The sequence below is a fragment of the Nostoc sp. 2RC genome, from assembly GCF_014222165.1.
Taxonomy (GTDB): domain Bacteria; phylum Cyanobacteriota; class Cyanobacteriia; order Cyanobacteriales; family Nostocaceae; genus Nostoc; species Nostoc linckia.
This window is the reverse complement of the sequence record NZ_JACKZU010000045.1, coordinates 1-25247: the sequence shown is the minus strand read 5'-3', so window position 1 is coordinate 25247 and position 25247 is coordinate 1. Positions and strand designations below refer to the sequence as shown.

General features: G+C 40.0%; 19 protein-coding genes. 9 read left to right on the top strand and 10 right to left on the bottom strand.

All coding sequences use genetic code 11. The features are described 5' to 3' along the window. Window positions 1-106: 106 nt before the first annotated feature. On the top strand, window positions 107-1201 hold the full coding sequence (locus tag GNE10_RS07865) for an AAA family ATPase (protein WP_221642767.1): 1095 nt from the start codon (window positions 107-109) through the stop codon (window positions 1199-1201). An 88-nt stretch (window positions 1202-1289) separates the two neighbouring features. Further along, window positions 1290-4052, top strand: a complete 2763-nt coding sequence (locus GNE10_RS07860) for an ATP-binding protein (RefSeq protein WP_185564373.1) — start codon at window positions 1290-1292, stop codon at window positions 4050-4052. A 232-nt stretch (window positions 4053-4284) separates the two neighbouring features. Here the strand turns inward: GNE10_RS07860 and GNE10_RS07855 are convergent, their stop codons facing one another. The 3 genes from GNE10_RS07855 to GNE10_RS07845 all read right to left on the bottom strand — a co-directional run bounded on the left by GNE10_RS07855 (window position 4285) and on the right by GNE10_RS07845 (window position 7004). Continuing rightward, window positions 4285-4575, bottom strand: a complete 291-nt coding sequence (locus GNE10_RS07855; protein ID WP_185564371.1) for a hypothetical protein — start codon at window positions 4573-4575, stop codon at window positions 4285-4287. A 143-nt stretch (window positions 4576-4718) separates the two neighbouring features. After that, window positions 4719-5834 carry an ABC transporter permease gene (locus tag GNE10_RS07850; protein ID WP_099069742.1) on the bottom strand — a complete coding sequence of 372 codons (1116 nt, stop codon included), beginning with the start codon at window positions 5832-5834 and terminating at the stop codon, window positions 4719-4721. 288 nt (window positions 5835-6122) lie between these two features. Continuing rightward, entirely contained in the window at window positions 6123-7004 is an 882-nt protein-coding gene (locus GNE10_RS07845; protein WP_099069743.1) for an Npun_R2479 family HD domain-containing metalloprotein, read from the bottom strand. A 640-nt stretch (window positions 7005-7644) separates the two neighbouring features. On the opposite strand from GNE10_RS07845, the gene GNE10_RS07840 reads away from it, so the two are divergent. From GNE10_RS07840 to GNE10_RS07830, 3 genes are all read left to right on the top strand, one after another. Then, window positions 7645-8667: an AAA family ATPase gene (locus GNE10_RS07840; protein WP_185564369.1), complete on the top strand. Its 1023-nt coding sequence runs from the start codon at window positions 7645-7647 to the stop codon at window positions 8665-8667. A 154-nt stretch (window positions 8668-8821) separates the two neighbouring features. Further along, complete coding sequence (gene pnuC, locus GNE10_RS07835) at window positions 8822-9487, top strand: nicotinamide riboside transporter PnuC (protein ID WP_260446834.1); 666 nt, start codon at window positions 8822-8824, stop codon at window positions 9485-9487. A 639-nt stretch (window positions 9488-10126) separates the two neighbouring features. Then, window positions 10127-11794: an MBL fold metallo-hydrolase gene (locus GNE10_RS07830; protein WP_185564367.1), complete on the top strand. Its 1668-nt coding sequence runs from the start codon at window positions 10127-10129 to the stop codon at window positions 11792-11794. Window positions 11795-11847: 53 nt separating this feature from the next. Here the strand turns inward: GNE10_RS07830 and GNE10_RS07825 are convergent, their stop codons facing one another. The 7 genes from GNE10_RS07825 to GNE10_RS07795 form a co-directional block, all read right to left on the bottom strand. Continuing rightward, window positions 11848-12159 carry a DUF6679 family protein gene (locus GNE10_RS07825; RefSeq protein WP_099069747.1) on the bottom strand — a complete coding sequence of 104 codons (312 nt, stop codon included), beginning with the start codon at window positions 12157-12159 and terminating at the stop codon, window positions 11848-11850. A 647-nt stretch (window positions 12160-12806) separates the two neighbouring features. Continuing rightward, window positions 12807-13025 (bottom strand): hypothetical protein, encoded by a 219-nt coding sequence (locus GNE10_RS07820; protein WP_099069748.1) that lies wholly within the window; start codon window positions 13023-13025, stop codon window positions 12807-12809. A 303-nt stretch (window positions 13026-13328) separates the two neighbouring features. After that, entirely contained in the window at window positions 13329-14117 is a 789-nt protein-coding gene (locus GNE10_RS07815; protein ID WP_185564392.1) for a Nif3-like dinuclear metal center hexameric protein, read from the bottom strand. Between the two features lie 33 nt (window positions 14118-14150). After that, window positions 14151-14900, bottom strand: coding sequence for a hypothetical protein (locus GNE10_RS07810; RefSeq protein WP_185564366.1), 750 nt, complete (start codon window positions 14898-14900; stop codon window positions 14151-14153). Between the two features lie 273 nt (window positions 14901-15173). Further along, window positions 15174-15587, bottom strand: a complete 414-nt coding sequence (locus GNE10_RS07805; protein ID WP_096537801.1) for a secondary thiamine-phosphate synthase enzyme YjbQ — start codon at window positions 15585-15587, stop codon at window positions 15174-15176. 314 nt (window positions 15588-15901) lie between these two features. Beyond that, entirely contained in the window at window positions 15902-16984 is a 1083-nt protein-coding gene (locus GNE10_RS07800; protein WP_185564364.1) for a glycosyl transferase, read from the bottom strand. 255 nt (window positions 16985-17239) lie between these two features. Then, a complete protein-coding gene (locus GNE10_RS07795; protein WP_185564389.1) occupies window positions 17240-18433 on the bottom strand; it encodes an aminotransferase class V-fold PLP-dependent enzyme in 1194 nt (397 codons plus the stop codon). 135 nt (window positions 18434-18568) lie between these two features. Here GNE10_RS07795 and GNE10_RS07790 point away from each other — a divergent pair, with 135 nt between their 5' ends. The 4 genes from GNE10_RS07790 (at window position 18569) to GNE10_RS07775 (ending at window position 25227) form a co-directional block, all read left to right on the top strand. Continuing rightward, window positions 18569-20029, top strand: coding sequence for a TM0106 family RecB-like putative nuclease (locus GNE10_RS07790; RefSeq protein WP_185564362.1), 1461 nt, complete (start codon window positions 18569-18571; stop codon window positions 20027-20029). Window positions 20030-20373: 344 nt separating this feature from the next. Then, on the top strand, window positions 20374-21558 hold the full coding sequence (locus GNE10_RS07785; RefSeq protein WP_185564360.1) for an esterase-like activity of phytase family protein: 1185 nt from the start codon (window positions 20374-20376) through the stop codon (window positions 21556-21558). Window positions 21559-21979: 421 nt separating this feature from the next. Next, complete coding sequence (locus GNE10_RS07780; RefSeq protein WP_260446831.1) at window positions 21980-23599, top strand: serine/threonine-protein kinase; 1620 nt, start codon at window positions 21980-21982, stop codon at window positions 23597-23599. Between the two features lie 101 nt (window positions 23600-23700). Further along, the gene (locus GNE10_RS07775) at window positions 23701-25227 is read left to right on the top strand and encodes a serine/threonine-protein kinase (protein WP_185564358.1); all 1527 of its coding nucleotides are present in this window, start codon (window positions 23701-23703) and stop codon (window positions 25225-25227) included. Window positions 25228-25247 lie beyond the last annotated feature (20 nt).

Sequence of the window (25247 nt, the reverse complement as noted above, 5' to 3'; positions counted from 1 at the left end):
AGTAATTAAATTGTTGTAAGGGAAAGTAGGCAAATGTAGGTTTGTAGGGTAAAGTATTACACTACTGACTGATTTTAACTTTGCTCTGCCAATTCAACTACACCTAATGGACTCACAAGAAGCATTAAAATTCATTAATAGGTTGCTTGCTGAAAAGAATAGGGAAGTATTAAATGAATTGGAAGCAAGCCTTTTTTTAGAGATATGGGAAGGTAAAGCTTACAATCAGATGGTTATTTATTTTAATGGTAAGCAACAAGTTTATGCTTCACAATATTTGAGAGAAACTGCCTCAAAATTATTCACAAAAATAGAAGAAATTTCAAATATCAATAGAGAAGTTAAAAAGGGAAATTTTAAACAATCAATAGAATTACTATATACAATCTATCCAGCCATAGTTTCTCCTTCCCAACAACTAATGGGAGAATCAATCAATAAAGCACAACAGGATGAATCAAAACTAGCTTCTTCATCACAACAAAATCGCAATCCTTTTATTCCCCAACACGGCAGAATAGAAGAACTACAACAGTTTTTTGGTAGGCAACGCGAAATATTGCGGGTATTTGAAGTACTTAACAGTAATAGTAGTGTTGCCCTCATAGGAGAAGAAGGAATCGGCAAATCATCTTTGTTATGGGTGATTTGTCAACAGGCACAAAATTATTTGTACTTACCACGTGAGCCAGTTTTTTTAGATTTAAATAATGGAGTTCATAATGAAGATGAATTCTACATTGCTTTGTGCGATAAAATTGGTATTCCTGAAAGTAAAGGCTATAGACTCACTCGCAATTTGCAAAATAAAAAAGTGCTATTAGCTATAGATAATTTAGGGAAGTTAATCGAAAACAGCTTTACTCGCCAAGTTCGGGATCAATTGCGCGGTTTAGCTGAAGGCCGTGATGCTTCTTTGCGGTTGATTTTAGCTGCTAGCGAACCTCTGGACAAGCTATTTAACGATAGTCAGGATAATCGCAAGACATCTCCACTAGCAGGTATTTGCCAAGAGGAAAATATAAAACCTTGGGATGAAATTAGCGCCCGTCATTTTATAACCAAGCGTTTGGCTAATACTTCAGTGAGTTTTACTGAAGAGGAAATCATCCAACTCATCCAACAAAGTGGCGGACATCCTCGCAAACTAATGCAGTTGTCTTATCGAACTTATTCGCAGTATATGGAGAGTTTGGAATGAATGATACCGCTTTGACCTCTCGCTCAACCCCTCCCCTACGAGGGGCTGGAGGAGTTAGGTTCTTCACGGGGATGATGGAGGCTGAATAATGACCCCTGTACCCCGCCTAGACTTAGCACCCAAGTTAAAGCGTCCCCTGTCTGTGTGGAATCCCTTGGATTATTTGCGCCTTTTGTACTGGGTGTTTTTCTTTCCTCAGGCTTTGCGCTGGTATGTAGATACATTCGGGGGTGCGTATATTCCTGAAGCCCAAATGAATAGGGAGAAGCAATGGAGATTATTGCTCCAAAATCCTATCCAACTTCAGTTAGTTTTCCAAGGATTATTTTTAACAGTAATTACACCTGTAGCTATAGGTTTTATTTTTCAGGCTATAAATGTTCGCGTTGAGTGGTTCACCATAGTGTTCTGCGTGGCTTACGGCGCACTGTTTGGCGGCTCATTAGGCTCAGTGGGAAACATGGTTGGACGCGTGGCCAGAAATGTAGCGGGAGGCGTAGCGGCAGGCGTGGCGTCATGCATAGTGCTAAGCGTGGGGTACATCGTAGTGCTAAGCGTGACTGGAGGTACAGTGGTAAACTTGACCAGCGGTGTATTGCCATACTTAGCATTGTCGGTATACGTAGGGTTCAGCGTGGCGTTCGGCGTGACGGGAAGCGTGCTGGTAAGCGCAACTGGAGGCGTGGCGGTATGGGTAGCGGTAGGCTTAGGTTTAGGCGTGCCGTTCAGCGTAGTAATAGGCGTAACCGGAGGCTTACTCTTCGGTACAGCCAGAGGCATAGCGTTCGGTGTGGCATTTGGCATGGCGTCCGGTGTGGCATCTGGTGTGGCATTTGGCATGGCGTCTGGCGTGGCATTCGGCGTGACGGTGCTGCGTGCAGAAACCTGGCTTATTGGCTCGCCTTTAAACTTGCGAATCATCCAAAACGGTAGTTGGCTACTCCCCCGCATCACTCCGCTTCCTATTCCTCATCTTGTTTGGCATTTACAAAATTGGTTACAAAATGATTGGGAAACTGGCTTACATAATATTAATCAACTGCTGACATATACCCTACAATTCATTCCTGTTGTCCAAGCAGTAAACAGAGTACTTACTACAACTCCATCGGAACAGATTATTTGGCGTGTTTCTTTGCTAGCAACAGATCCCTTTGATTGGGCATTAGTAGGTTTTGCTTCAGGTTCTTTGAGGGAACAAATCAAGTTACATCTTGTTAAAGGCTTAGTATTTTTAGGTTATTTCGACGAACCATTCTCTCTAACCTTAAGAATAAACACTCGTTTAGATACTCCTGCCCGTGCTGCTGCTGCTGGCTTCTGGCATCTACATCAATATGAGCCAGAGAAAGCAAGAGAGGCTTTTGCTGTAGTGCGTTCTCTTCTCTATGGCGAGGAAATGTACACCCTTGCCCAAACTCTAGAAACGTTTCACAAAGCTGAAAAACCAGCTTCTATTGCTGCTATCCAAGTTCCTCCTTTTCCACAGGAACCGCTTTTACGTCCAGATACCTGGAAAGTTCTCACTAATTTGCGTCGAGTTGTTGAAGATGTCCAGTTTGTTGAACGTAGCGTCTCGCGTTCAGCCAGGTCTTTAGCTCTGAATCGAGCATTAGGCGAACTGACAAAAATCTTAAATCAAGCTGACACGTTGCCACAAGCAGAGCAAGGGTTAATCATAGATATCGCTCAAACTTGGAAAGAAAGCCTTTTACAAATCACTGGTGAAGTGGGAGAAATTTCCATCACCAAGCCTGTGGTTAATCCTTATGTTGTAGGCGACCCCGTTGAAGGTCATCTCTTTGTTGGGCGAGAAGATATCATCAGACAGTTAGAAGAACTCTGGGTAATGGGTAATCAACTCCAGTCTGTAGTTCTCTACGGTCACAGGCGTATGGGCAAAACTTCTATTTTACTTAACGCTGCTAACTGTCTAGGCTCACAAATACAGCTAGCCTATGTCAACTTGCTACGTTTAGGAGATAGCCCTCAAGGTGTCGGCGAGGTGTTGATGGCAATTTGTGATGAAATTTCTGAAACTGTAAAACTTCCACCACCAGCTGACGCTGATTTACTAAATCTCCCCTACCGGACTTTTGAACGTTATTTAAAACAGGTGGAAGCAAACCTAGAAGGTGGGTTGATTATCGCCTTAGACGAATTTGAGAAAATTGAAGATTTAATTGAAGCCGGAAAAATTCCTATAGATTTTATGGGTTTTCTGCGGGGGTTGGTGCAAATGAGTTCTAAAATTGCCTTTGCCTTTGCTGGTTTGCACACCTTAGAGGAAATGACAGCAGATTATTTTCAACCTTTCTTTGCCAGCGTCATTCCTATTCATGTAGGCTTTCAAGAACGTGCAGCTACTCGCCAAATTCTAGCTAACCCAGGTAATGAAGACTTCCCCCTCGACTACATCCCAGAAGCTTTAGATGAAATTTATGCTTTAACACACGGTCAACCATATTTAGTACAACTACTGGGTTTTCAGCTAGTGCGTGGCTACAATGACTTTGTTTTTGAGCAAGGACGACGCCGTGACCCAGTTTTTACAATAGAAGATGTGGAAGCAGTTATCAATGACCCTGAATTTTTCCAACGGGGACGCTACTACTTTGATGGAGTTTGGGGTCAAGCCGCGCGGGGTGCTGGCGGTCAACAAACAATAGTACAATTACTTGCACCTTACCCAGATGGGTTAAGTCTGGATACTTTAGCTCAGTCTACAGGTATGAATGACGCTGATTTACAAAAAGCGCTAAATACTTTGAAGCGTCATGATGTAGTTGAGGAAACTCAAGGAAAATGGCGGATTATGGTAGAACTGTTTCGCCGCTGGGTTTTACGGTAGGGGAATACAGCAGTGCATTGGTGTCAACTTAAGCTCAAACGCTTGTCCCACAGCCGTTTTACCCCACCCCTTAATCCCCTCCCCGCTTGCTCTGAGGGGAGGTTTTGCGCCAGCAAAGGCGGGGTGGGGTAACGCGAAGCATTATGGTAAGTCAGTAAATTCAAAATTGCGTTTTTACAAGGGTTTCACGTTAAGTTGACACCAATAACAGCTGTGTGACCCTACAGATGATTCATCTGTTGCCAAGATTTTTAGAAATGGTTTCGCTAACCACATTTGCTTGTTCGGATACTACAATTGCGACTTCGGGCACTACAATTGCGACTTCGGGCACTACAATTGCGACTTCGGGCACTACATTTGCTTGTTCGGACACTACAATTGCGACTTCGGGCACTACAATTGCGACTTCGGGTACTACAATTGCGACTTCGGACACTACAATTGCGACTTCGGGCACTACATTTGCTTGTTCGGACACTACAATTGCGACTTCGGGTACTACAATTGCGACTTCGGACACTACATTTGCTATTTCGGCGACAGCATTTGCTAAGCTGTTCTACATTTAACTTGCATATATTGGGCGGGCGAGACGCCCACCCCACAAGAAATGTACAATTTCAGATTATGCAAACTAAATGTGGTTTAGCTTATTGTTACAAACTACCTGCGTAAACTCCGCGGGTCGAGTGCATCTCGCAAGCCATCGCCGAGTAAGTTGAACGCCAGTACTGTCAAAATAATCAACACAGCTGGCGGCCAAATTAACCAAGGTTGCAAAACCATAATAGAAGCATTACTAGCCAGAGACAGCATATTTCCCCAAGAGGGGTCTGGTTGTTGAATACCCAAACCAATCAGACTCAATATTGCTTCCGCACCAATAAAGCTGGGAACTGCCAGAGTAGCAGAGATAATTACATAGGTAGCTGTTTGCGGCAAAACATGGCGGACAATAATATAAAGTGGGTTACCGCCCATTGCCCTTGAGGCTTGGACAAATTCTCGCTCTTTAATTGATAATACTTGTCCGCGAATTACCCGTGCTAATCCAGCCCAGCCAATAACCGAAGTAATCACCACAATCAACAAAAATCGCTGGGTACTGCTTAACCCTGGTGGCAAAACTGCCCCCAAGGTGACTAAAAGATAAATACTAGGGAAAGTCATTAACACTTCTGCTAAGCGCATGATGATGCTATCTGTCCAACCTCCGAAGTAGCCGGAAATTCCACCTATCAGCAAACCCAGAGGAAAGGAAATAGCAACGCCAAAAATTCCGATAAACATACTGATGCGGCCGCCATACAACAAGCGACTGAGTTGGTCGCGGCCTTGGTCATCAGTACCTAAAACGTTAAATTTTACGCCGTTTGTTGTGCCAAACAAATGCCAATTCAAGGGAATACCAGGAAAAATCGTCACCTCATCCCATTTTGGGGGTAGTGGCAAAGTTAGCTGTAACAATCGGTATTCTGCGCCAGAGACAAACAAACGCAAGGGAGAGGGTTTTTTAAAGTCTACAATCAACTCGCGATCGCCTGTTTCTAAATTTGTCTCTCCCTGAGTCGTCGGATAAACATGAGGCCCAATAAACTGCCCTGATTGAGAAACCCAATATACCTTAGTTGGTGGCAGCAATGAACCATTGGGCTGTGAGGCATAGGGGTCATAAGGCGCAATAAAATCGGCTGCAATTACCGCTACGTAGAAAATTAATAGCAAAATTGCCCCAAATTGTGCCAAAGGATTTTTCTTCAGTCGTCGCCACCAATCCATAGTAGTTAGGAGTTAATAAGTTATGAGTTATGAGTTATGAGTCAGGAGTTTGGAGTGAGGAGTTAGGAGTTTGGAGTGAGGAGTTATGAGTGAGGAGTTATGAAGTTTTTATTTTAATTGATAATTCATCATTAATAATTCTTAACTTCCCACTTTCCACTCTCTATTCCCCATTCCTCAGTCTAAAATCTTAACTCCTAACTCCCCAGTTTTAAATCTTAACTCCTACCTCCTAACTCCTAACTCCTAACTCCTAACTCCTAACTCCTAACTCCTAACTCCTAACTCCTAACTCCTAACTCCCAATTCCTCTAAATACCGTTGTTGTTCTTCTTGTTGTTTTTCGTGTTCTACAACAAAGACATTGGAGTAGAGATTAGCCAAAATTTGTTTGCCTTGTTGGGTCAGTGACAGATAATGCAGTCCTTCTTGGATATAGGGATATACCCCATTCCAGTAAAATTTGGCATAGTTCTTACGCAAATCCGCAGGAGTTTTATAACCCAAGACTTTATTCATACCAGTTTCTTCAAACTCGTAAAATAAAGAATTAATTTTCTTTAAGTAACGTGGGTCGCTTAATTGCCCAATCAAATCAGCTGCACGCACTAATCCCGCAAAGCATTTTGTATCTTGCTGATCCTCTGCCGCAGGTACGGGAAATCTAGTTAATTCAATATTGCTTTTAATTGCATCTGCATCTATTAACTTGTGACCGCCGAAACGTTCATCAATAAATAGCTTTGCTCTATCAACATGATATGGTGTCAGGCTGGCATCAGAAGCCCCAGGAGCCAAGGAAATCATTCTACCATTTTTACCTGTGGCATATAAGCCTGCTATTTCTTGGTCTTGTCGGCAAACTCCTTTAACGTAGCCAATATCATGGCTAACTAGGGAGATGATGAAATGCAGCCAATCTTCGCTAGAAACACCACCTTCTCTGATGTGTTTGCCACGTAAAATTTCCTGGCCCACTAGGGTAACTAAGACCGTGTGTTCAACATTATGGTAAAGTGCATCGCTATTGGCAATATTTTCCAAAGCCATATTACCAGCCCAGGCAATGATGTCCTGGTAATCATTTTTAAAGCAGCCATAGGTGCGACGGTAACCTTCTCGAATTTGATTGACAAAGGCATCAATTAAAATTTCAGTGGCATTGAACATATCTGTTTGCTGTGGTATTTACTTTTTGATTCAAGGAGTGGGAAATGGGAAGTAGAGAAACAAGGGAGACAACGGAGACAAGGGAGATAAAGGAGCAGGGGAGATGAGTTTTTCCCCTCTTCCCATGCCCAATCCCCTTGGTGTAATTTCTGACAATGCAGTTTGCTCTTTTGTAACTCAGATGCAGATGTAGACGCTACCTTGATCTGTAGTGCATTCCAGGATAAGCTGTTGATTCCTAGGAATACAAAGGCTTCAAAGGGATTATTATAGATTGCGTGGGAAAATAACGACTTAGTATAGCAAAGTACATTAACGTTTTTAATTTTAATTAGATAAATCTACATTAGCCTTAAGGACTTGCAAAGAAAAAATAATCAACTACTTTCTGTAGGGTACGCGTCTAGCGCGCCCCAAGCCAAAGGCGGACAACATGTCCACCCCACAAGTAGTGATAATTAATTTCTTGAAAGTCCCTTATTATTAATTTTTAATTTCTAACTCGTAATTGACAGTGATCTAAATACATCTTCTCTGTGACGTAATACTCAAAGAGGAATGGTGTAAGCTAATGTGTGCAAAAAAAGCATAAGGTTGTTGACTGTTGACTATTGACTGTCAACGGCAATTCTAGGAAACTATGGTCAGCAAACGTGGACTCACACTAGGTAAGTACGCTCCTCTTCATAAGGGACATCAATTTGTGATTGAGACGGCCTTGGCAGAGATGGATGAAGTGTTAGTGATGGTTTATGATTGTCCAGAAGTGACTGCTATTCCTTTAACGGTTCGGGTTAACTGGCTGCGAAAACTGTATCCCACAATTGAGGTGATTGAGGCGTGGGATGGGCCGACAGAAGTTGGTGATACCCCTGAAATTAAGAAAAAGCACGAAGAATATATCCTGCAAAAGTTAGAATCAAAAAAAATTACACATTTTTACTGTAGTGAATTTTATGGCGAACACGTAAGCATTGCATTGGGAGCAGTAAATCGACTTGTAGATAGCGATCGCCAAATTTTCCCAATTTCCGGAACCCAAGTCAGACAAAACCCTTATACTTTTAAAAAGTATTTACATCCTGACATTTATCGCGACCTAATTACTAACGTTGTTTTTTTGGGCGCTCCTTCAACTGGTAAAACAACAATAGCATCGCAACTAGCAAAAGATTACAATACTGTATGGATGCCAGAGTATGGGCGCGAATATTGGGAAAAACATCAAATAGAACGAAGACTTTCACTGTCTCAACTTGTGGAGATTGCTCAAGGGCATTTAGAACGGGAAGAAACTTTATTATCGCAAGCAAACCAATACTTGTTTACAGATACTAATGCCCTCACAACCTATCAATTTTCTTTGTATTATCACAAAACCGTTGCTCCGGAATTAGCACAACTAACACATCAAGCTATATCGCGTTATGATTTGGTATTTCTTTGTGATGTAGATATACCTTACGACTGTACTTGGGATCGCTCTGGAGAAACAAATCGTAATATATTTCAAAAACAAATTCACAACGATTTAATTATCAGAAAAATTCCTTTTTTTACTCTACACGGTAATTTAAATACACGGATTAATTTTGTAAAAAACGTGTTATCTCGTTATCAAAAGTATCATAATTTATTAGATTTATTCGTAAAATTAACTTAAGATAGTAATCCTACAGCAATCTCTAATTGTTTGTGAAATATTACATATGATGCTTGTTGACTCTTAACTATTCACTGTGAACAGTCAACATTCAACATTCAACAGTCAATATTCAACACCCATATTTTTCACACCTAAAATAGTCTTACTATATATGTTTGAATTTTGGAGCGTTAATAATATTGCCTTCAAAGTTTTGGGCTATCCCATGAGTTATGTTGAATTTTTGGGAACAATTTTCTCTTTATGGTCAGTATGGCTAATTTCTGAAAGGAAAATTCTGACTTGGCCTGTTGGCATAGTCAGCGTATTGCTGTACATGGTGCTTTTTTATCAAATTGGCTTGTATTCTGACACCATTGAACAAGTTTATTATTTAGGTACTAGTATTTATGGCTGGTGGCGATGGAGTACACCAGAATCAGCTAATGGCAAAATTGCAAATGTTAGATATAGTTCTCGACACACAATTTTTTTGACTGCTTTAGGAACAATAGTCATTTCCTTAGCAACGGGAATATTCATGAGCCAAATTCATCTAATATTGCCAACAATATTTCTAGAAAAAGCTTCTTTTCCTTACTTAGATGCACTCACAACAATTATGAGTTTTACCGCAATGTGGTTGATGACCCAAAAGCGGATTGAAAGTTGGTATTACTGGATAGTAGTTGATATTATTGGCATTTGGTTATATTACGTAAAACAAGTTAAATTCGTTGCTTTACTTTACGTAATTTTGCTATTTATGGCAATTAACGGCTCAAGATCTTGGCTGAAAACGGTGAAGTTGGCTAAATCCCAAACTTTCAGAAACTAATGTAATAATCAGGATTTCAGCCTACATAGGCTGTAAGTTCATATCTAAAGGATGGACAGGTTGACCGAAAAGTTCTACAATTTGAACTGATTGCGGTAATTTTACCTATTCCCCAATCCATATGTGCATAGTAAAGATTTTCTAGTGATTCCATTTGATTGTGGAAGCACTAAATTAATATAGGAAAGTCTTCAATAAAGGACAGCAAACAAATGGATGTCAAGCTGGTTCTAGCTGGTTTAACAGTTATATTTACGCTTTCGTGTTTATTTTTTGGCACGAAAAACGGGTTCTATGACTCAGATAATTATCACGGCAATGGTTCGGCGCATTAAGAGAAACTTGTAGACGCTGGAGCAACTTTCCGCAGGGTAAGTTGGCTAAGAGCGCTCATAACTTTCACAGGGAAAACAGGCAAGAGGCAAGGCTCCTTGAGCTAGTAGTTTGATAGCTCTCTCGTTATCCAACTTTTCCGGACTCATGCGGGTTCGGTAGAGGCGTCCTCCCCAACTAAAAATCCGTATTCTCAGGGTGTAGGGGCGCATGATAAAACTTACCCCTAAGTCACAAAACCAAAATTTATGCAATTTTTGGGTTTTGGGATATGTCCATGACGATGAGGTTAGAGGGGAGGAGAGCATGAGGGATAATCTGTCGGCATCCTCTCGCGTAGATGCTGCGGAAGCGGGTAGTGAATTAGAATGTTTGCCCTATAGTGTTCAGCATCACGATGAGGGCGTGTGTTTATTGGTGAAGATGGGGCCACACCGCATCCTGTTGGACTGTGGTTTGGAAGATATTTCATCACTGACGAGGGGGTTGAGCAAGTCGGTACGTGGAGCCAGTCTGCCCTTACCAGCAGATTTAGTTTTAGTTAGTCACGCCCATCCAGATCACGCCAGAGGCTTGCTGGCACTGCACAACGCTTTTCCTAAGTTACCCATTTATGGCAGCGAAGTAACCAGCAAGTTACTGCCATTGAATTGGCAAGACCAAGAGCCACAGAAAATTTCCCAATTTTGTCATGCTTTGCCGTTGCGATCGCCAGTAGAGTTCCAAGAGGGTCTAGTGGCGGAATTATTTCCCGCAGGGCATCTACCAGGGGCAGTGGCAATTCTCCTCACTTACACTACCCAACATCGCAGTTATAAACTACTGTATACAGGAGACTTTTTCTTATCCAATTCCCGGCTGGTGGAAGGTTTGCGCTTAGAGGAATTACGAGGTTTAGACTTGGATGTGCTGATTATTGAAGGCACTTATGGCACATCCCGCCATCCCCACCGCCGTAACCAAGAAAATCAATTAGCAGAGCGAATTAATCGAGCGATCGCTGAACGTTGTTCTGTAATTCTCCCCACTCCGGCTTTAGGGCTTGGTCAAGAGCTGTTGATGCTTTTGCGCTCTCATCACCACTTCACTGGACGAGATTTAGATATTTGGGTAGATGGTGCTGTGGCCACTGGCTGCGATGCTTACTTGGAACTACTCCCCCACCTCCCCCCATCAGTACAAAACTTTGCCCGCCATCAACCTTTGTTTTGGGACGAACGGGTACGTCCACGGGTGCGTCGTTTGTACCCAGAAGAACGTGCCACTGTCGGTAAGTCACCCTGTATTGTTCTCACTGACTCCACAGCTGATTTGCGCGAACACTGTCAGCCCAACACCGGCCCTTGGCTAATTCTTGTGCCGGAAAAAATTGATATAAAACTTAACAAAAAATATTTAGCTCCCACCACCGTCGAAAGTTACCTTCTAGCTCAGCACAGCGATGGCCCTGGTACTACGCAGCTAATTCATAATTTGCGGCCACAGCATGTGATTTTTGTCCACGGTTCTCCTGCCTACTTAGCCGACCTCACAAGCTTAGAGGAGTTACAAAACCGCTATCACATACATTCTCCAGCTGCTGAGACCTTGGTGGAATTGCCCATTGGCGATACGTTCTTGCAACCAGCAGCCCCAGAGACGAATTATGAAGGCGAACTAACGGAGTTAGGAACAGTAGTTACAATCACCCTACCGGATGCCATCACAGCCGATCCTCGTTGGCAACATTTTGCCGATACTGGCTTAATCGAGGCTCGCTGGCAAGGAGAGGAACTAGTACTGAGGGGATTGTCCCAAAGAGAATTGCTCAATCAAAATAGCGATCGCTATACATGGACAGATGTAGACTGTTGTGGTACTTGCCGACACCAAAGGGGGCAGCGGTGTTGGAATCCAGCTTCCCCATTGTATAACTTTAAGGTAACTTTAGAAGGTTACTGTCCTGCTTTCGAGCGGTTAAATGATAGTCAATAGTCAATAGCCATTTGCGAATAATAAATGACCAATGACTAATGACTAATCACCCTTTATTCTGGATTGGAGTCAGTGTAACGATTGCGGATGCGTTCTGCTTCGGGACAATCCTCTGTTAGGAGAGGTTCCACATTTCCGCGTGGCACTGAAGCCAATTTTTGCGTTACAGCACCGATGCTTTCGAGGCGAACCATTTCTTCCCAAGAACAAATTTCGTCCTCTTCTTCTGTTTCATAGCGTAGGGTTACTAAATCTCCCTCTATGTCTATGATGCGGGCACGCTCAATCCAGCGTTGCTGATCCCGCAAGAAAACACATACCTCCCGCCCGTCGCAACACAGTTGATAAATCTTGCGGTGTAGCATGTACTGCTTCTGCCTTTTTAAACAACGTAGTTAAACCTGTCAAAATCTGGGTTTGACCCCATTAGATTACACCTTTAAGAGCTTAATTTCACGGTTGAGAACAGGTAAGTCTCATAACCCAATTTTAAGATTTGCTTGTACTTGTAAGAATCTAAGATATTTTGGGTCATCAACCAATGGTTGCCTTACCAGTGAATTCAATCTCTTTCAGGCTGAATTTTAGGAAATGTTTGGTTCATAGAAGTCAAACAAGTCGGGATTTCTCCTCACAAGGTTAATATTTGCTGGTAAGTCCTTTCTACCATTATGTAATAAAAAATACTGAGAAACAAGCGTTGGTTGCGGTTGTTTAATTTGCCTACTTGTAGTCATTGGCATTATTAAGAAGTCCGGGGACTTGGCTTTACTTTTATTTACCCCTGTGTATTTGATCTTAACTCATTCTCTTGCTGACCTAGACGATTTTCAAAAACAACACACAAAGAGTTTTGAGTTTTTCAGGTTTTTGCTTCAACAAGAGGTTCAGTGAAATACGAGGATGAGGAAGATAGGGGAGATAAGAGAGATAAGGGAGACATGGGACATCACAGTAAATTCTTCCTTTTTGTGCTCATCTCGCCATCCCTCGTCTATCTTATGTAGAAGTATCAAAAAGATTTATTCGGTAACGGTAGTTCCATTAGCACATTAGACGAGGACGCTTCTCGTTTAATTTCACCTGTGCGAACTGCATCGTATAGGGCTGCGAGGGCTGACAAATCCTCTGAGTTGTAGCATTTCGTAGCCAGCACTTGATGGAGTAAACCTTCAGATTCAACACTAAGATATCCAGTTTGGAAAGCAGATTCAACAATTGTGCGAATCATCTTGATTAGGGCAGAGTGGGCGATTTATAACATCCAGTGTGGAATATTTCTCTGGGCTGCTAGTTGATATAGAACATAAATAATATGTGATTATAATTACATGTATTTAGTGATTTGTATCACAGCAATGACTGAAATACTAAGCTTTTGGCGCATTTGCTATGTAATGTATATGCATAGATAAATACAAAGTTTTTCAGTAGCTTTGCTCTTTATCTTCAAGCAATGATTAGCTATTTAAAAATATTAAAATATAGTAAAACTTTTAGGCAAGCATCCAAAATCACAGTTAAGAACAGACAATCAAGCAAAAAACTGGCGAAAATCCTCGTCTTTTTGACTCAATTGTGCCCAGTCTAGGTTCAAAGACTGGAATTTTTGTACCAAGCGATGGCAAGCAGGACGTTCGGTGGCGTAATGTCCAGCGTCGATTAAAATCAGATTAGAATCACGGCTTTCTTGAAATTGATGAAATTTGCAGTCAGAAGTTAGGTAAGCTTGGGCCCCAGTTTTGGTAACTGCTGAAATGAAACTAGCTCCTGAACCACCCAAAACAGCAACCCGTGAAATTGTTTGCTGTAAATTCGTTGTTGGTGAAAAAATTAAATTTGGGGAAGCAAGTTTTTTTTGAATATTTGTGAGTAATTCCTGTAGTGTCAGGGATGGTTCCAGCAAACCAACACGACCATATCCTAATCCGGGCTGTGTGAGTACTATGGGAGTAATTTCCTTGAGTTGTAAAATTTGAGCCAAGACATCAGCAGTACCATCCTGTACTTGGTCAAAATTTGTGTGGGCGCTGTAAATACCAATATTGTGGGTAAAGGCCAAGCGCACCATTTCTGTTATGGCCTCACCAGTGCGTAAGGACTTGGGGGGTGTAAAAATCAGAGGATGGTGGGCAAAAATGAGATTAGCATTTAAGGCGATGGCTTCCTGCATCACTGCCAGAGTTGGTGTTAAACAAACCAATACTCGTACTCTTTCTTGTAACACTCCTGGTTCAATCTGCCAGCCACAATTATCCCAGCTTTCACACCAAGCTGGATTTGCCCATGCTTCAAACCAAGTAATTAAATCAGCAATTCTCATCATTAATTTTTGAGTTAAGTTTTTGCTTGCTAATCAGTGTTTTTGTGGTTGAATATCTAATTTTAGTGCTATTTGCTGACGTATTTCTTGGAAAGGTTTATTCCATACAGGTGTAGCATTCCAGTTCCACACTGCTACAGGAATTAGTTGTTTCTGAGCTAGATAAGTTAACAAACGGTATTCATCTTCTGGTTCGCGAGAAAAGGAAAATGGATTGCGGTAGCCTGTATCACACAGTTTATAACAAATGACTTGACCGTGGCTAATACGTTGTATCAATTCCTTTCCTTTAGTAAGTAAATAATCAAAAAAAATTAAGCTAAAAGGCTCTATATTTGCACGATTTTTGGGATCTTTTTGTACCCATCTTGCCCAATCAAATCCATATATAAAGTCGTGGACATAGCGAAAGCGAATTTCTGTGTTAATCCCGAACATCTCTGTTAGGGAAACCATCTTTTCACCAAAAGTCTTTAAAAAAGATACAGCACCTTCATCCGCGACTAAAGCTTGTCTGAGCATACTGCTGACCAGAAAATCAAAATCCCAGAATATGTTTTCTGGAAAATTTTGCAACTGGCTATCAACTATAGATTCCAAAGTTTCCTGAAGAGTTGTAATGATTTGGATGTCGGTGGTTTCTTCAGCAACCATGTTCCCCATTTCTGCAAAACTGGTAATTATTTTTTTTTGGGGATTAAGTGACAAAAGATTAACCGATTGCTGGGCAAGTATTTCATCGAGCGATTGGAAAGTATGAGTCGGTGTTAGTTCTTGCTTCATAGTAATTGAAATAGTCCGCCCAGCTGACATTAAGTGTTACTTTATCTTGAAATAAAGCAATTATTAAAAAAATATAAACAAACTTAATTTTTCATTTACAAACTGATACATACAAATTTACTAGTATGTATATGGTTTATTACTTCTGAAAATTTTTCGCCAAAAAGGCGTTGCAGCAAGCTTTACAACATTCTATCCAAAAGCTAGGCAGTCACAACAGAGTATTTAAACTCGATCGAGCTACTCCTGAAATAAATTCAATTTGAGAAATTGCTATCCAGAAATGTGGACAACTAATTCCCTTGAATGACTGCGCTGGCGGTGTTCCCAAATATAAATTCCCTGCCAAGTTCCCAGCACCAGATGACCGCGATTAATGGGGATATGTTCAGAAGTGTGGGTGAGGGCTGTACGGATGTGTGCTGGCATATCGTCAGCGCCTTCTGCATCGTGGATATATTTAGCTGATTCCGGCACTAGTTTTGCCATAAAATTAGCTAAATCCACAAGAACATCAGGATCGGCGTTTTCTTGGATAACTAAGCTAGCTGAAGTGTGGCGTAAAAACAAAGTGCAAAGACCAGTTTCAACACCAGACTCTGCAACGATCGCTTCTATTTTATTAGTGATATTGTAAAAAGATTTGCCAGTGGTGGTAATTCTTAGTAATTTTTGGTAGTGACTCATTTGAAACAATAGTATTAGTGACAGTAACGGAATCTCAACAAATAAATTATTCTACTTTACGTGGTTGATTGTTGACTGTTAAGTGTTAACAGTCTTCCATAACAATGTTTCTACTACACTGAAAAAGCTATATTTGGTAATTAGTCTAGATATTGTGAGAAAACTTAATAATGCTGTGTTAGTGACAAACAAGATGTTCATCTAAGTGATTAAAACTTGGCGTTCTTCCTTTTGTTTTTCTAGCACTCGACGTACATTTTGGGCGGCTAATTCTAAAGTTTATTTGTCTACTGTTGAACTTTCCATTATTGATTTTAATTTGATTGGAAATAATTAATTACAGCCTGAGCGATCGCTTCATTACCATCCTTAGCAATTGGTTGCAATTGCTTTGGTGCTTGGGGTAACTCACGCAGAAAATCCCAAGTTCCTTGAAAAAACTCAGCAGGGGTAATAATTTGATGTTGGTTGTAATTACTTATGCCTTCTATGAGATAACTTGCTTCAGCAAAGTCTTCACGAATCAGAGTAACAATTGGTACGTGTAATTTTGTGGCTTCAGCAAAAGTACCGTAACCAGGTTTGGAAAACACTCGCCCACAAATGGGCATAAAATCTACAGGGCGGTATTTACGGTCATGAATTTTGACTAAATTTGGTAAATCAGGGGCCGATTGGTCGAAAACAATGAATTGCCAATCTGAAAATTGTTGCAAATTATGATAGGGAATTTGCTGTAAACCCAAGCCACCAAAAGTCAATAAAATGGTTTTTTCAACTGGTGTATTTATTCCCCAAATAGAGCGTAAATCATCCAGAGAATAATGGGGAGAACCGCCTGTTAAGCCAACATCTGTGATATTATTAAAAGCTTGCATTTTTTCGTGGAAAGGAAGACGAAACAAGCGATCGCACTTTGAATACCAATCACTAATCCAGTCTGCCACTGCTATAAATTCGCCCCCCCAATCTCGGTATATCAAATCCCAGCCAAAGTTACTAATCATCCAGCAAGGAATGTTTGCTGCATTGGCAAATCCAGAAGCAAGGAAGGGAATATCTGCCAAAATAAGATTGACGCGATTTTGACGGATAAAATTAACTTCTGAGGCAATTAACGAATTTTGATGCTTTTTAATATCCAGCAACTTTTCTAAAGTCGCTGCTTTATCCATTGTTAAACTATCAGCTTGCACCACACCCAAATCGAATGCACGGGGACGATAAATAAAATCGCCTTCGATGTAGCACTCTAACAACCAACGCGGTGCAGTGGTCACCATAATTAATAATACTTCTGGACACAACTTTTGAATTGTCGCGGCGACAGAAGCCATGCGGGTAGCATGACCAAAGCCGTGGTTAGTGATGGCTAAATACAAAATTGGGCGTTCCATTTTTCAGTTAGGAGTTAGGAGTTAGGAGTTAGGAGTTAGGAGTTAGGAGTTAGGAGTTAGGAGTTAGGAGTTGGGAGGCGGGAGTTGAGAGTTGAGAGGTGGGAGTTGGGAGGCGGGAGTTGAGAGTTGGGAGGTGAGAGTTGGGAGTTAATAATTGGAAGTTACAAATTAATAATTCTTAACTCTTCACTTTTAATTCCTCACTCCTAACTCCTAACTCCTAACTCCTAACTCTCAACTTTTAACTTTCAACTTTTAATTACTTTTACAAAAAATTTGAATTGCTTCAATTAATTGGTCAATTTCTGATTCTAAAGTAAAGTAATGGACGGTGACACGAATACAACTAGGGTCGGCAATTGTGCGAGTTAGTATTTTTTGTGAGTCTAAAAATTGCACTAAATTGAGATGAGCTTGGTGCTGATTATTTGTAAAATGAAAAGAGACTATACCGCTTTCGGGTGGAGAAGTTCGCAGACATTTCACATCTGTTAACGCTGTTAACTTGCGCCAGAGGTACTCACTGTTGTGACAAATTTGTTGGTAACGTTCCTGTGAAGTTCCCCATTGCTGATGAATAGCGATCGCTTCTTGTAAACCCACATACAAAGGATAAGCTACTGTAGAGACTTCATATCGTCGCCCATCTGGTAGCCAATCCACAGGCTGAGATTGACTATCGACAACAATGCCATTCAAGCCAATAAATGTAGGTTTGAGGCTTTCTCGCGCTTCTGGCCGTACATACAAACCCCCTGCACCAGCAGGGCCACATAACCATTTGTGACCAGTAAAAGCATAAAAATCTACTCCCAATTCAGTCAAATTTAAAGGCAATAAACCAGCAGATTGGGCTGCATCTATTAAGAGTGCAGAATGATTATTTCTGCATACTTCACTAATTTTATCCAGAGGTAAAACCTGACCTGTATTCCAAAAAACATGACTTAATATTACTAAGCGGGTATTAGGACGTAAGTGCTGGGTAATGACTTTTACGGGGTCGCCTTCATTTAAAGTCGCCTTGAGAGGACAGGTTGTAACTTCTACAGAAAATCGCCTGCTGATTTCTTGAGCTGTGGCAATTACGCCTGGGTGTTCGCAATCTGAGATTAGTATATGGTCGCCGGGTAGCCATTCTATACCCCACATGGCGATATTACAGCCAACGGTGACATTCTGAGTTAGGGTTATTGTATCAGTGGGGATCTGGAACTCGGAAGCGATCGCAACTCTCGCAGCTTGCACTTGCGGTCTGAGCCAGCGATATACCTCATTACCAAAAGGGCCTATATCCTGAATATGAGCTTGGGTTTGAGCCATCGCATCCATCGCCCCAAGAGGCATTGGCCCTTGTCCTCCATAATTAAAATAAGTCTTATTTGCTAAAGCGGGAAATTGCTCTCGATGATGATGCAATCTGGTTTGTGCAACAGAACTAGTGGCCATATTAATTTTGGATTTTGGATTAGTCATTAGTCATTTGTTAACAGCCAACAGTCAACCGTCAACCGTCAACTCCCATTTCATTATTAATTGTCTGAGTCACCCCCAGAGATTGCTAATTGTTGTTAACTTAAAGAAATGCTGATTAATGCTGAACTCCTACTGCAATACCAACGCTGTAAACGCCGATCTTTTTTAGATATCCACGGTGACAAAGGTCTGCGTGATGCCCCCAATGAACTGCTGGGAAAACTACAACAGGACAAAATTGCTCATCAACTGACTAATTTGGCACAGTTGACTTACCAGCGGCCTAATTATCCATCTGGAAATTGGAAAACGGGAGAAAAGGCAACTTTAGAACTAATGCAAAGAGGAGTTGAGTACATCCACAAAGGAGTGTTGTCAGCAACTTATTCTGAAGCATACACCTTACTGAGTCGTCCAGATTTACTCGTGAAACAGCCAGGACAATCCCATTTTGGAGATTGGATGTATGTGCCTGCTAATATTGAACTCGGTAAGCGTCCCAAACAAGAATATCAGGTTGTGGCTGCGTTTCATGCCCAAGTTTTGGCAACAGTCCAAGGAGTTATACCCGACACAGCTTGGTTGATTTTACGAACTAAAAATACAAATTATGCAGTGGATTTGTTTAAATGGACGCCACAAATGCAGCAAATTCTGGAAGAATTTACTCAAATTTTAGAGTTACCAAATCCGCCAGAAGTATTTATTTCTCGACAGAAGTGTAATCTTTGCCATTGGTATAGTCAATGTTATGCCGTGGCTCAAACTCAGCAACATCTATCACTGTTACCAGGTGTAACACCCATTCGCTACACTCAACTCCAAACCTTAGATATAACTACACTAGAATCTCTCGCTAACACCAGTCCAGCTATTCTGGAAAACTTAGTTGGTTTTGACAGCCAAGTAGCCGGAAAGTTGGTAGTGCAAGCTCAATCTGTACTCCAAAAACGACCATTAATTTTACCGTATCCGCTACCAAAGGAAAATATTACATTCACAGCGCCCATAGAACTTTACTTTGATATTGAGGCACAACCAGACTTAGATTTAAATTATCTTTTGGGTGTTTTGGTAGTAGATAGAGTTGCGAATACAGAAAAATTTTATTCTTTTTTAGCAGATAAACCAGAAGACGAAGAATTAGTTTGGCAGCAATTTTTAAATTTAGTTTGGCAATATCCCCAAGCACCAATTTATCATTTTTGTACCTATGAATTTGATACAGTGCAACGACTGGCCAAGCTTTATAAGACTCCCTACTCCTCCGTGCGCCCTGTACTGAATCGATTTATCGATGTATACGAACAATTAACCCAAAGTGTAGCATTACCTGTAGAAAGCTATGCCCTAAAAGCCATTGCTCGTTGGTTAGGATTTGAATGGCGTAATCCAGAAGCTAGCGGTGCTAAGTGTATTTACTGGTATGACCAATGGTTAGAAACAGGCGATCGCACTTTATTAGAAGGTATCCAAAGCTACAATGAAGATGATTGTCGTGCCACCCGCATAGTTAAAGACTGGCTGGTGAAATTTTTCACAGATGAATATGTTTGGCAACTTGCTTAATTAGCACTCACGCAATGCCGATATTGACAAAATTTGTCTGTGGCTGATACCACTGGACGTAATTTAGGATTGAATTACTAAGTCCTTTTATCAAAACAGAATTCAGGAGTCAGGAGTCAGAATTCAGAATGAATTTTATACGACTGGCGGATGAATAAGTGGGTTTAAGACCCCCACCAAATTGAAAATTTGGTGGTCTTCAATCAATGGCGGGTCGGAATCCCCCACTGATAGGGCAGCTAAGCCGTGTCCGCGTTCGCGTAGCGTCTCGTAGAGAGCGTCTTGATTCTGAATTCTGAATTCTGAATTCTGTATTCTTCTTCAAAGTTTAGTAATGGTTTTCCATGCGGTTAATTAAAAAAGTCTTTGCGTTTCCACGAGTTATTTACTTTTTCATCCCGATTCTAATTATCAGCTTCTTGTTCGCCAACTTATCATCAACAGCTAGTGAAATCAGCAGCATCAAATTTATCGGAGAAGTGACTTTACCGAAAAATTTAATTTTCCAAAAAACCGAAGTTGGAGGTTTGTCTGGAATTACCTATGATGCCAAGAACAATCTTTATTATGCTATTTCTGACGACCGAGGACAAAAAGCGAATACCCGTTTCTACACTTTGAAAATAGATTTAAGCAAGGGTTCGTTACAAAAAAATGGAGTTACTGTTGTTAATGTTACCACTTTATTAAATGAAAATGGTGAAAAATTTCCTTCTGGTGAAACTGATACAGAAGGCATTGCTTTAACTAATAAAGATACTGTATTTATTTCTTCTGAAGGTGATGTTCGTAAATTAATTAATCCCTTTATTAAAGAATTTTCGCTATCTTCTGGTAAAGAAATTACAACACTTCCCATACCAAATAAATTTTTACCAGATAAAAAAGGTCAACAAGGTATCCGCAATAATTTGGCTTTTGAAAGCCTGACTATTACACCTGATAAAAAATATCTATTTACAGCTACGGAAAATGCTTTAATTCAAGATGGTTCAGCAGCTCAACCTAGAATTGGTACTCCTTGTCGAATTTTGCAATATAACTTGCTTAGTAACCAGCCAGAAAAAGAATTTCTCTATCCAACTGAAGCAGTAGCACCGTTTTTCAATTTAACAGGTAAATTTGCTAGTGGATTACCTGATATTTCTGCTCTCGACAACCAAGGAAATTTTTTAAGTTTAGAACGGTCTTTTACAGGTTTAGGATTTGCTGTTTCTTTATTTCAAGTTTCCTTACAAGGTGCTGATGATATTCATAATATTGATAGCCTTTTAGCTGTTAACTCAAAAAATATTCAACCTGTGCAGAAAAAACTGTTGTTAGATTTAAGAACTCTAGATGTAGTCTTAGACAACATTGAAGGTTTAACTCTTGGCCCCAAATTACCTGATGGACAGCACTCATTAATTCTCATCAGCGACAACAATTTTAACTCTCTACAACGCACCCAAATCCTAGCTTTTAAAGTCAAAATTGAAACACCGCTCATCAGATTATTGCGCCGCATCCTACCGAATTTCAATCGTTAACTGTATATTTCAGCAATCATTGTTACTAGTATGGTAATTTTGAATAACTAGTTAAAAATTATACTATTTTAAATTGCGATCGCCACAGATATAGATTGTGTTGAAGGACATAGAAGCCAAAAGCAGTTTCCCTGCGAGCTTTACTGTGTATTCACTGAATATAGCGGCTAAATTAGCTCAATTTAACCGTACTTTCAGTGGAATTTCTCAACCGTATTCCTTAATAAATATGTTACATAATGTATAAGAATTTTTGCAGAGAGGCGATGAATGTTTAAGAAAAGAAATTTTTCTTAGAGTAGTTTTTAAACTGGTATCGCCAAAATACTCTCAAAACTCTGATTTATTTAAGAATAAAAATTAATAATTGACTAAATTTATTCAATTATTTTGCCAACAATATTTTTCATAATTGATTTTTATGACACAAAACAAAATTGAGAATATGGTAGGGCAAAAAATAGAATTAGATAATTACATCGGACAATTATTAAATAATCGGTATTTAATCAGAGATTTGATTGGTAAAGGAGGGATGGGTAGGGTTTACTTAGCAGAAGATACTGCTAAAGGTGGAATGGCGATCGCCATCAAAATTCTATCACTGAGTTTATCCAACCAGCACATGTCTCAAAGGTTTGCCAGAGAAATTTTTATTGGCGCTCAATTGGGTCGTAAAAGTAAACATATTGTTCGGATTTTAAGTTACGGTGTCACCGAGGATAAAATTCCTTTTTATGTAATGGAATACCTCCAAGGTAAAAATCTCAAACAAATTCTTAAAGTTCAGCCTTTAACAATATCGCAGTTTTTAGAAATTTCTACGCAAATTTGTTTGGGTTTACAATGTGCCCACCAAGGTATTAGCCTTAAAGGAGAAATTTATCCCATTGTTCACAGAGATATCAAACCAGAAAATATATTTCTCACCCAAGATGCTAAACACGGAGAAATTGTCAAAATCCTCGATTTTGGGATAGCCAAGTTTTTAACAGAACGGAGTGGCATGACTCTGACAGATTCTTTTATCGGCAGTTTGCCTTATTGTTCTCCAGAACATATGGAAGGACGCAAATTGTTAGATATCCGTTCTGATATTTATAGTTTGGGAGTATTAATGTTTGAAATGTTGACAGGTAAACATCCATTTCAGACAAAAAGTAATTCCTTTGGTAGTTGGTATCAAGCACATCGCTTTCAAATACCGCCTACACTTGAAGAAGTAAATCCCCAAGTAAAAATACCACAGGGACTACAAAAAATCTTAATGAATTGTTTAGCAAAAGAAGTCAGCGAACGTCCCTCTAATATTAATCAAATTTTAGATGAATTAGCAAAGGTAAATAGTCTGCTAGAGGATGCTAGTTCTAGTACTAGAAATAATGTCGAAATTCCATCGGATATGCAATTAGTCCCGGCAACATTTTTATCAGAAAAAGAATGTTTGCAGAAAAATTGGCCTAAAAATAAACCAGTGGCACCAATTGGTTTTCCGCACTTATTACATACTCCTCCCAGACCTATCCCAACCTTTTGGGCGATGTTGCCAAAACAAGAAATTGTCAAATTTTTGGATAAAGTACATGGTACAGAATTTATCACTAAAATGAATGTATACCCAATGTTATTATGGGTAACAGTGCTGTACGATAACCAACCATCTCTTACTAAATGGCTACCTTATTTTTTAGACTTGAAAGATAACAAAGGTCAGAATATAGCACGGAGTTTAGCAGAAGTAGGTTATTATCATCTACTATTTTTCCCCTTAGAAGATCCCAATCGTTGCTCTCATGTTATAACTTTAAGTCTCACAGCTAACCAACGTCAGCAAATTATAGACTCGTTAAACATGAATCAACAATTAAATGAATCAATTTTACCTCAAGAAGCCAAAAACATTTTAAAGATAGAATATGAAAAATTAAAATTAGATATTGTACGCAAGTTAATTGCAGAACAAAAAATTGAAAAAGAAAATTTTAAAAATAGATTAGCTAAATTTTGGGAGATGCTGTTTAAATTTTTGTCTCTTCGTTAAAATATCATTATCAAAATCAAGAAACTTTTTCCCATTAGTTAACAATATTTCTCTTTTGATATTACGAACTTTAAATAGACTAAGGAGCAGAGGTTATTCAAGTGAATAAAAGCCCATTTGCATCTACAAGTAGTAAGGGCTTGCTTGCCAATCGTTATCAACTCAAGCAATTAATTGGCAGCGGTGGCATGGGAGAAGTTTTTTTAGCCAATGATATTTTGTTAGGAGGAACACCAGTTGCTATCAAGTTTTTGACTCAGACTGTTGTTGATAGCAAAATGCAACAAGACTTTGCTCGCGAAGCTTTAATGAGTGCAGCTTTGAGTCAAAAAAGCGTACATATTGTGCGGGCGTATGATTATGGTGTGAGTGAAAAAGGAAAACCATACTATGTCATGGAATATTTACTTGGGAAGAGTTTAAAAGAGTTAATTCCGCTCTCCCTGTCGATGTTTTTAACAATCTCCCGACAAATTTGTTTGGGTTTACAATGTGCCCATCAAGGCATTAATATCGATGGTAAAATTTGCCCGTTAGTTCATAGAGATATCAAACCAGCAAATATATTAGTGATTCCCGATCCAATATTGGGTCATTTAGTTAAAATTTTAGACTTTGGTATAGCTAAATGTTTAAATTATGCATCAACCGCTAGTACAAGTACAGGTTTTAATGGAACTTTGCCCTATTGTTCTCCAGAACAACTAGATGGTGAAAAATTAGATGGTCGTTCTGATATTTATAGCCTGGGTGTCATGATGTTTGAGATGCTCACAGGCAAAAAACCTTGGGAACCAGAAACTGATTTTTTTGGTGCTTGGTATAAAGCACATCACTTTGAACAACCAAAAGCGATCGCAGATGTAAAACCCAATTTAAAATTACCGCAAAAACTCAATAATTTAATCATGGCTTGTCTGGCTAAAAAAGCAAGCGATCGCCCACAAAATATTGATCAAGTTTTACAAATTCTCAACAGCTTAGAACTATCTAATTGTCCTACTTTACCTACAACTTTAGCATCTAGATCCATCCTCAGCCGCCCCTTAGATTCTGGCTTAACAATTTCATTAGAACAAACCTGTCGGCAACTTTCCTGGCCTGAGAACAAACCAATTCAAGAAATTGTTTTTCCCCAGCTTGTAAACACCGGACAAAAATCTCTAGCAGCATTATGGTTAATGTTGCCTCAACAACAAATCAAAAACTATGCCCTTTCTGGGCGATACAATCAATTTATTTTCATAACATCTCCCCACCCAATGTTGTTATGGGTGACTTTACTTTATCATCGGCAACTAGCTCCTAAATGGCTACCCTGCTACCTAGATATGCAAAATCCCCAAAATCGTAAATTACTGAGTTCCCTAGCTGAAAATGAGTGCTACCCGTTGATTTTCTTTACTTTGGAATCACCACATTCCTGCGCTCATATCCTCAGCAGTCGCATCGATTTAACTCAAAGCCAAATGTTAAAAAATTGGGTGGAACAGAGTCAGAGTTTACCATCCACCTCTCAACCCCACTTGAGTAAACAGCTATTAAAGAAACAGTATAAAAAAATGCAATCGAAGATATTGCAGCAGCTAGAGTCGAAGCCTCAAGTTGTGTTATCGGGGTCTATTTAGACTGGGGGATGGGGAGATGG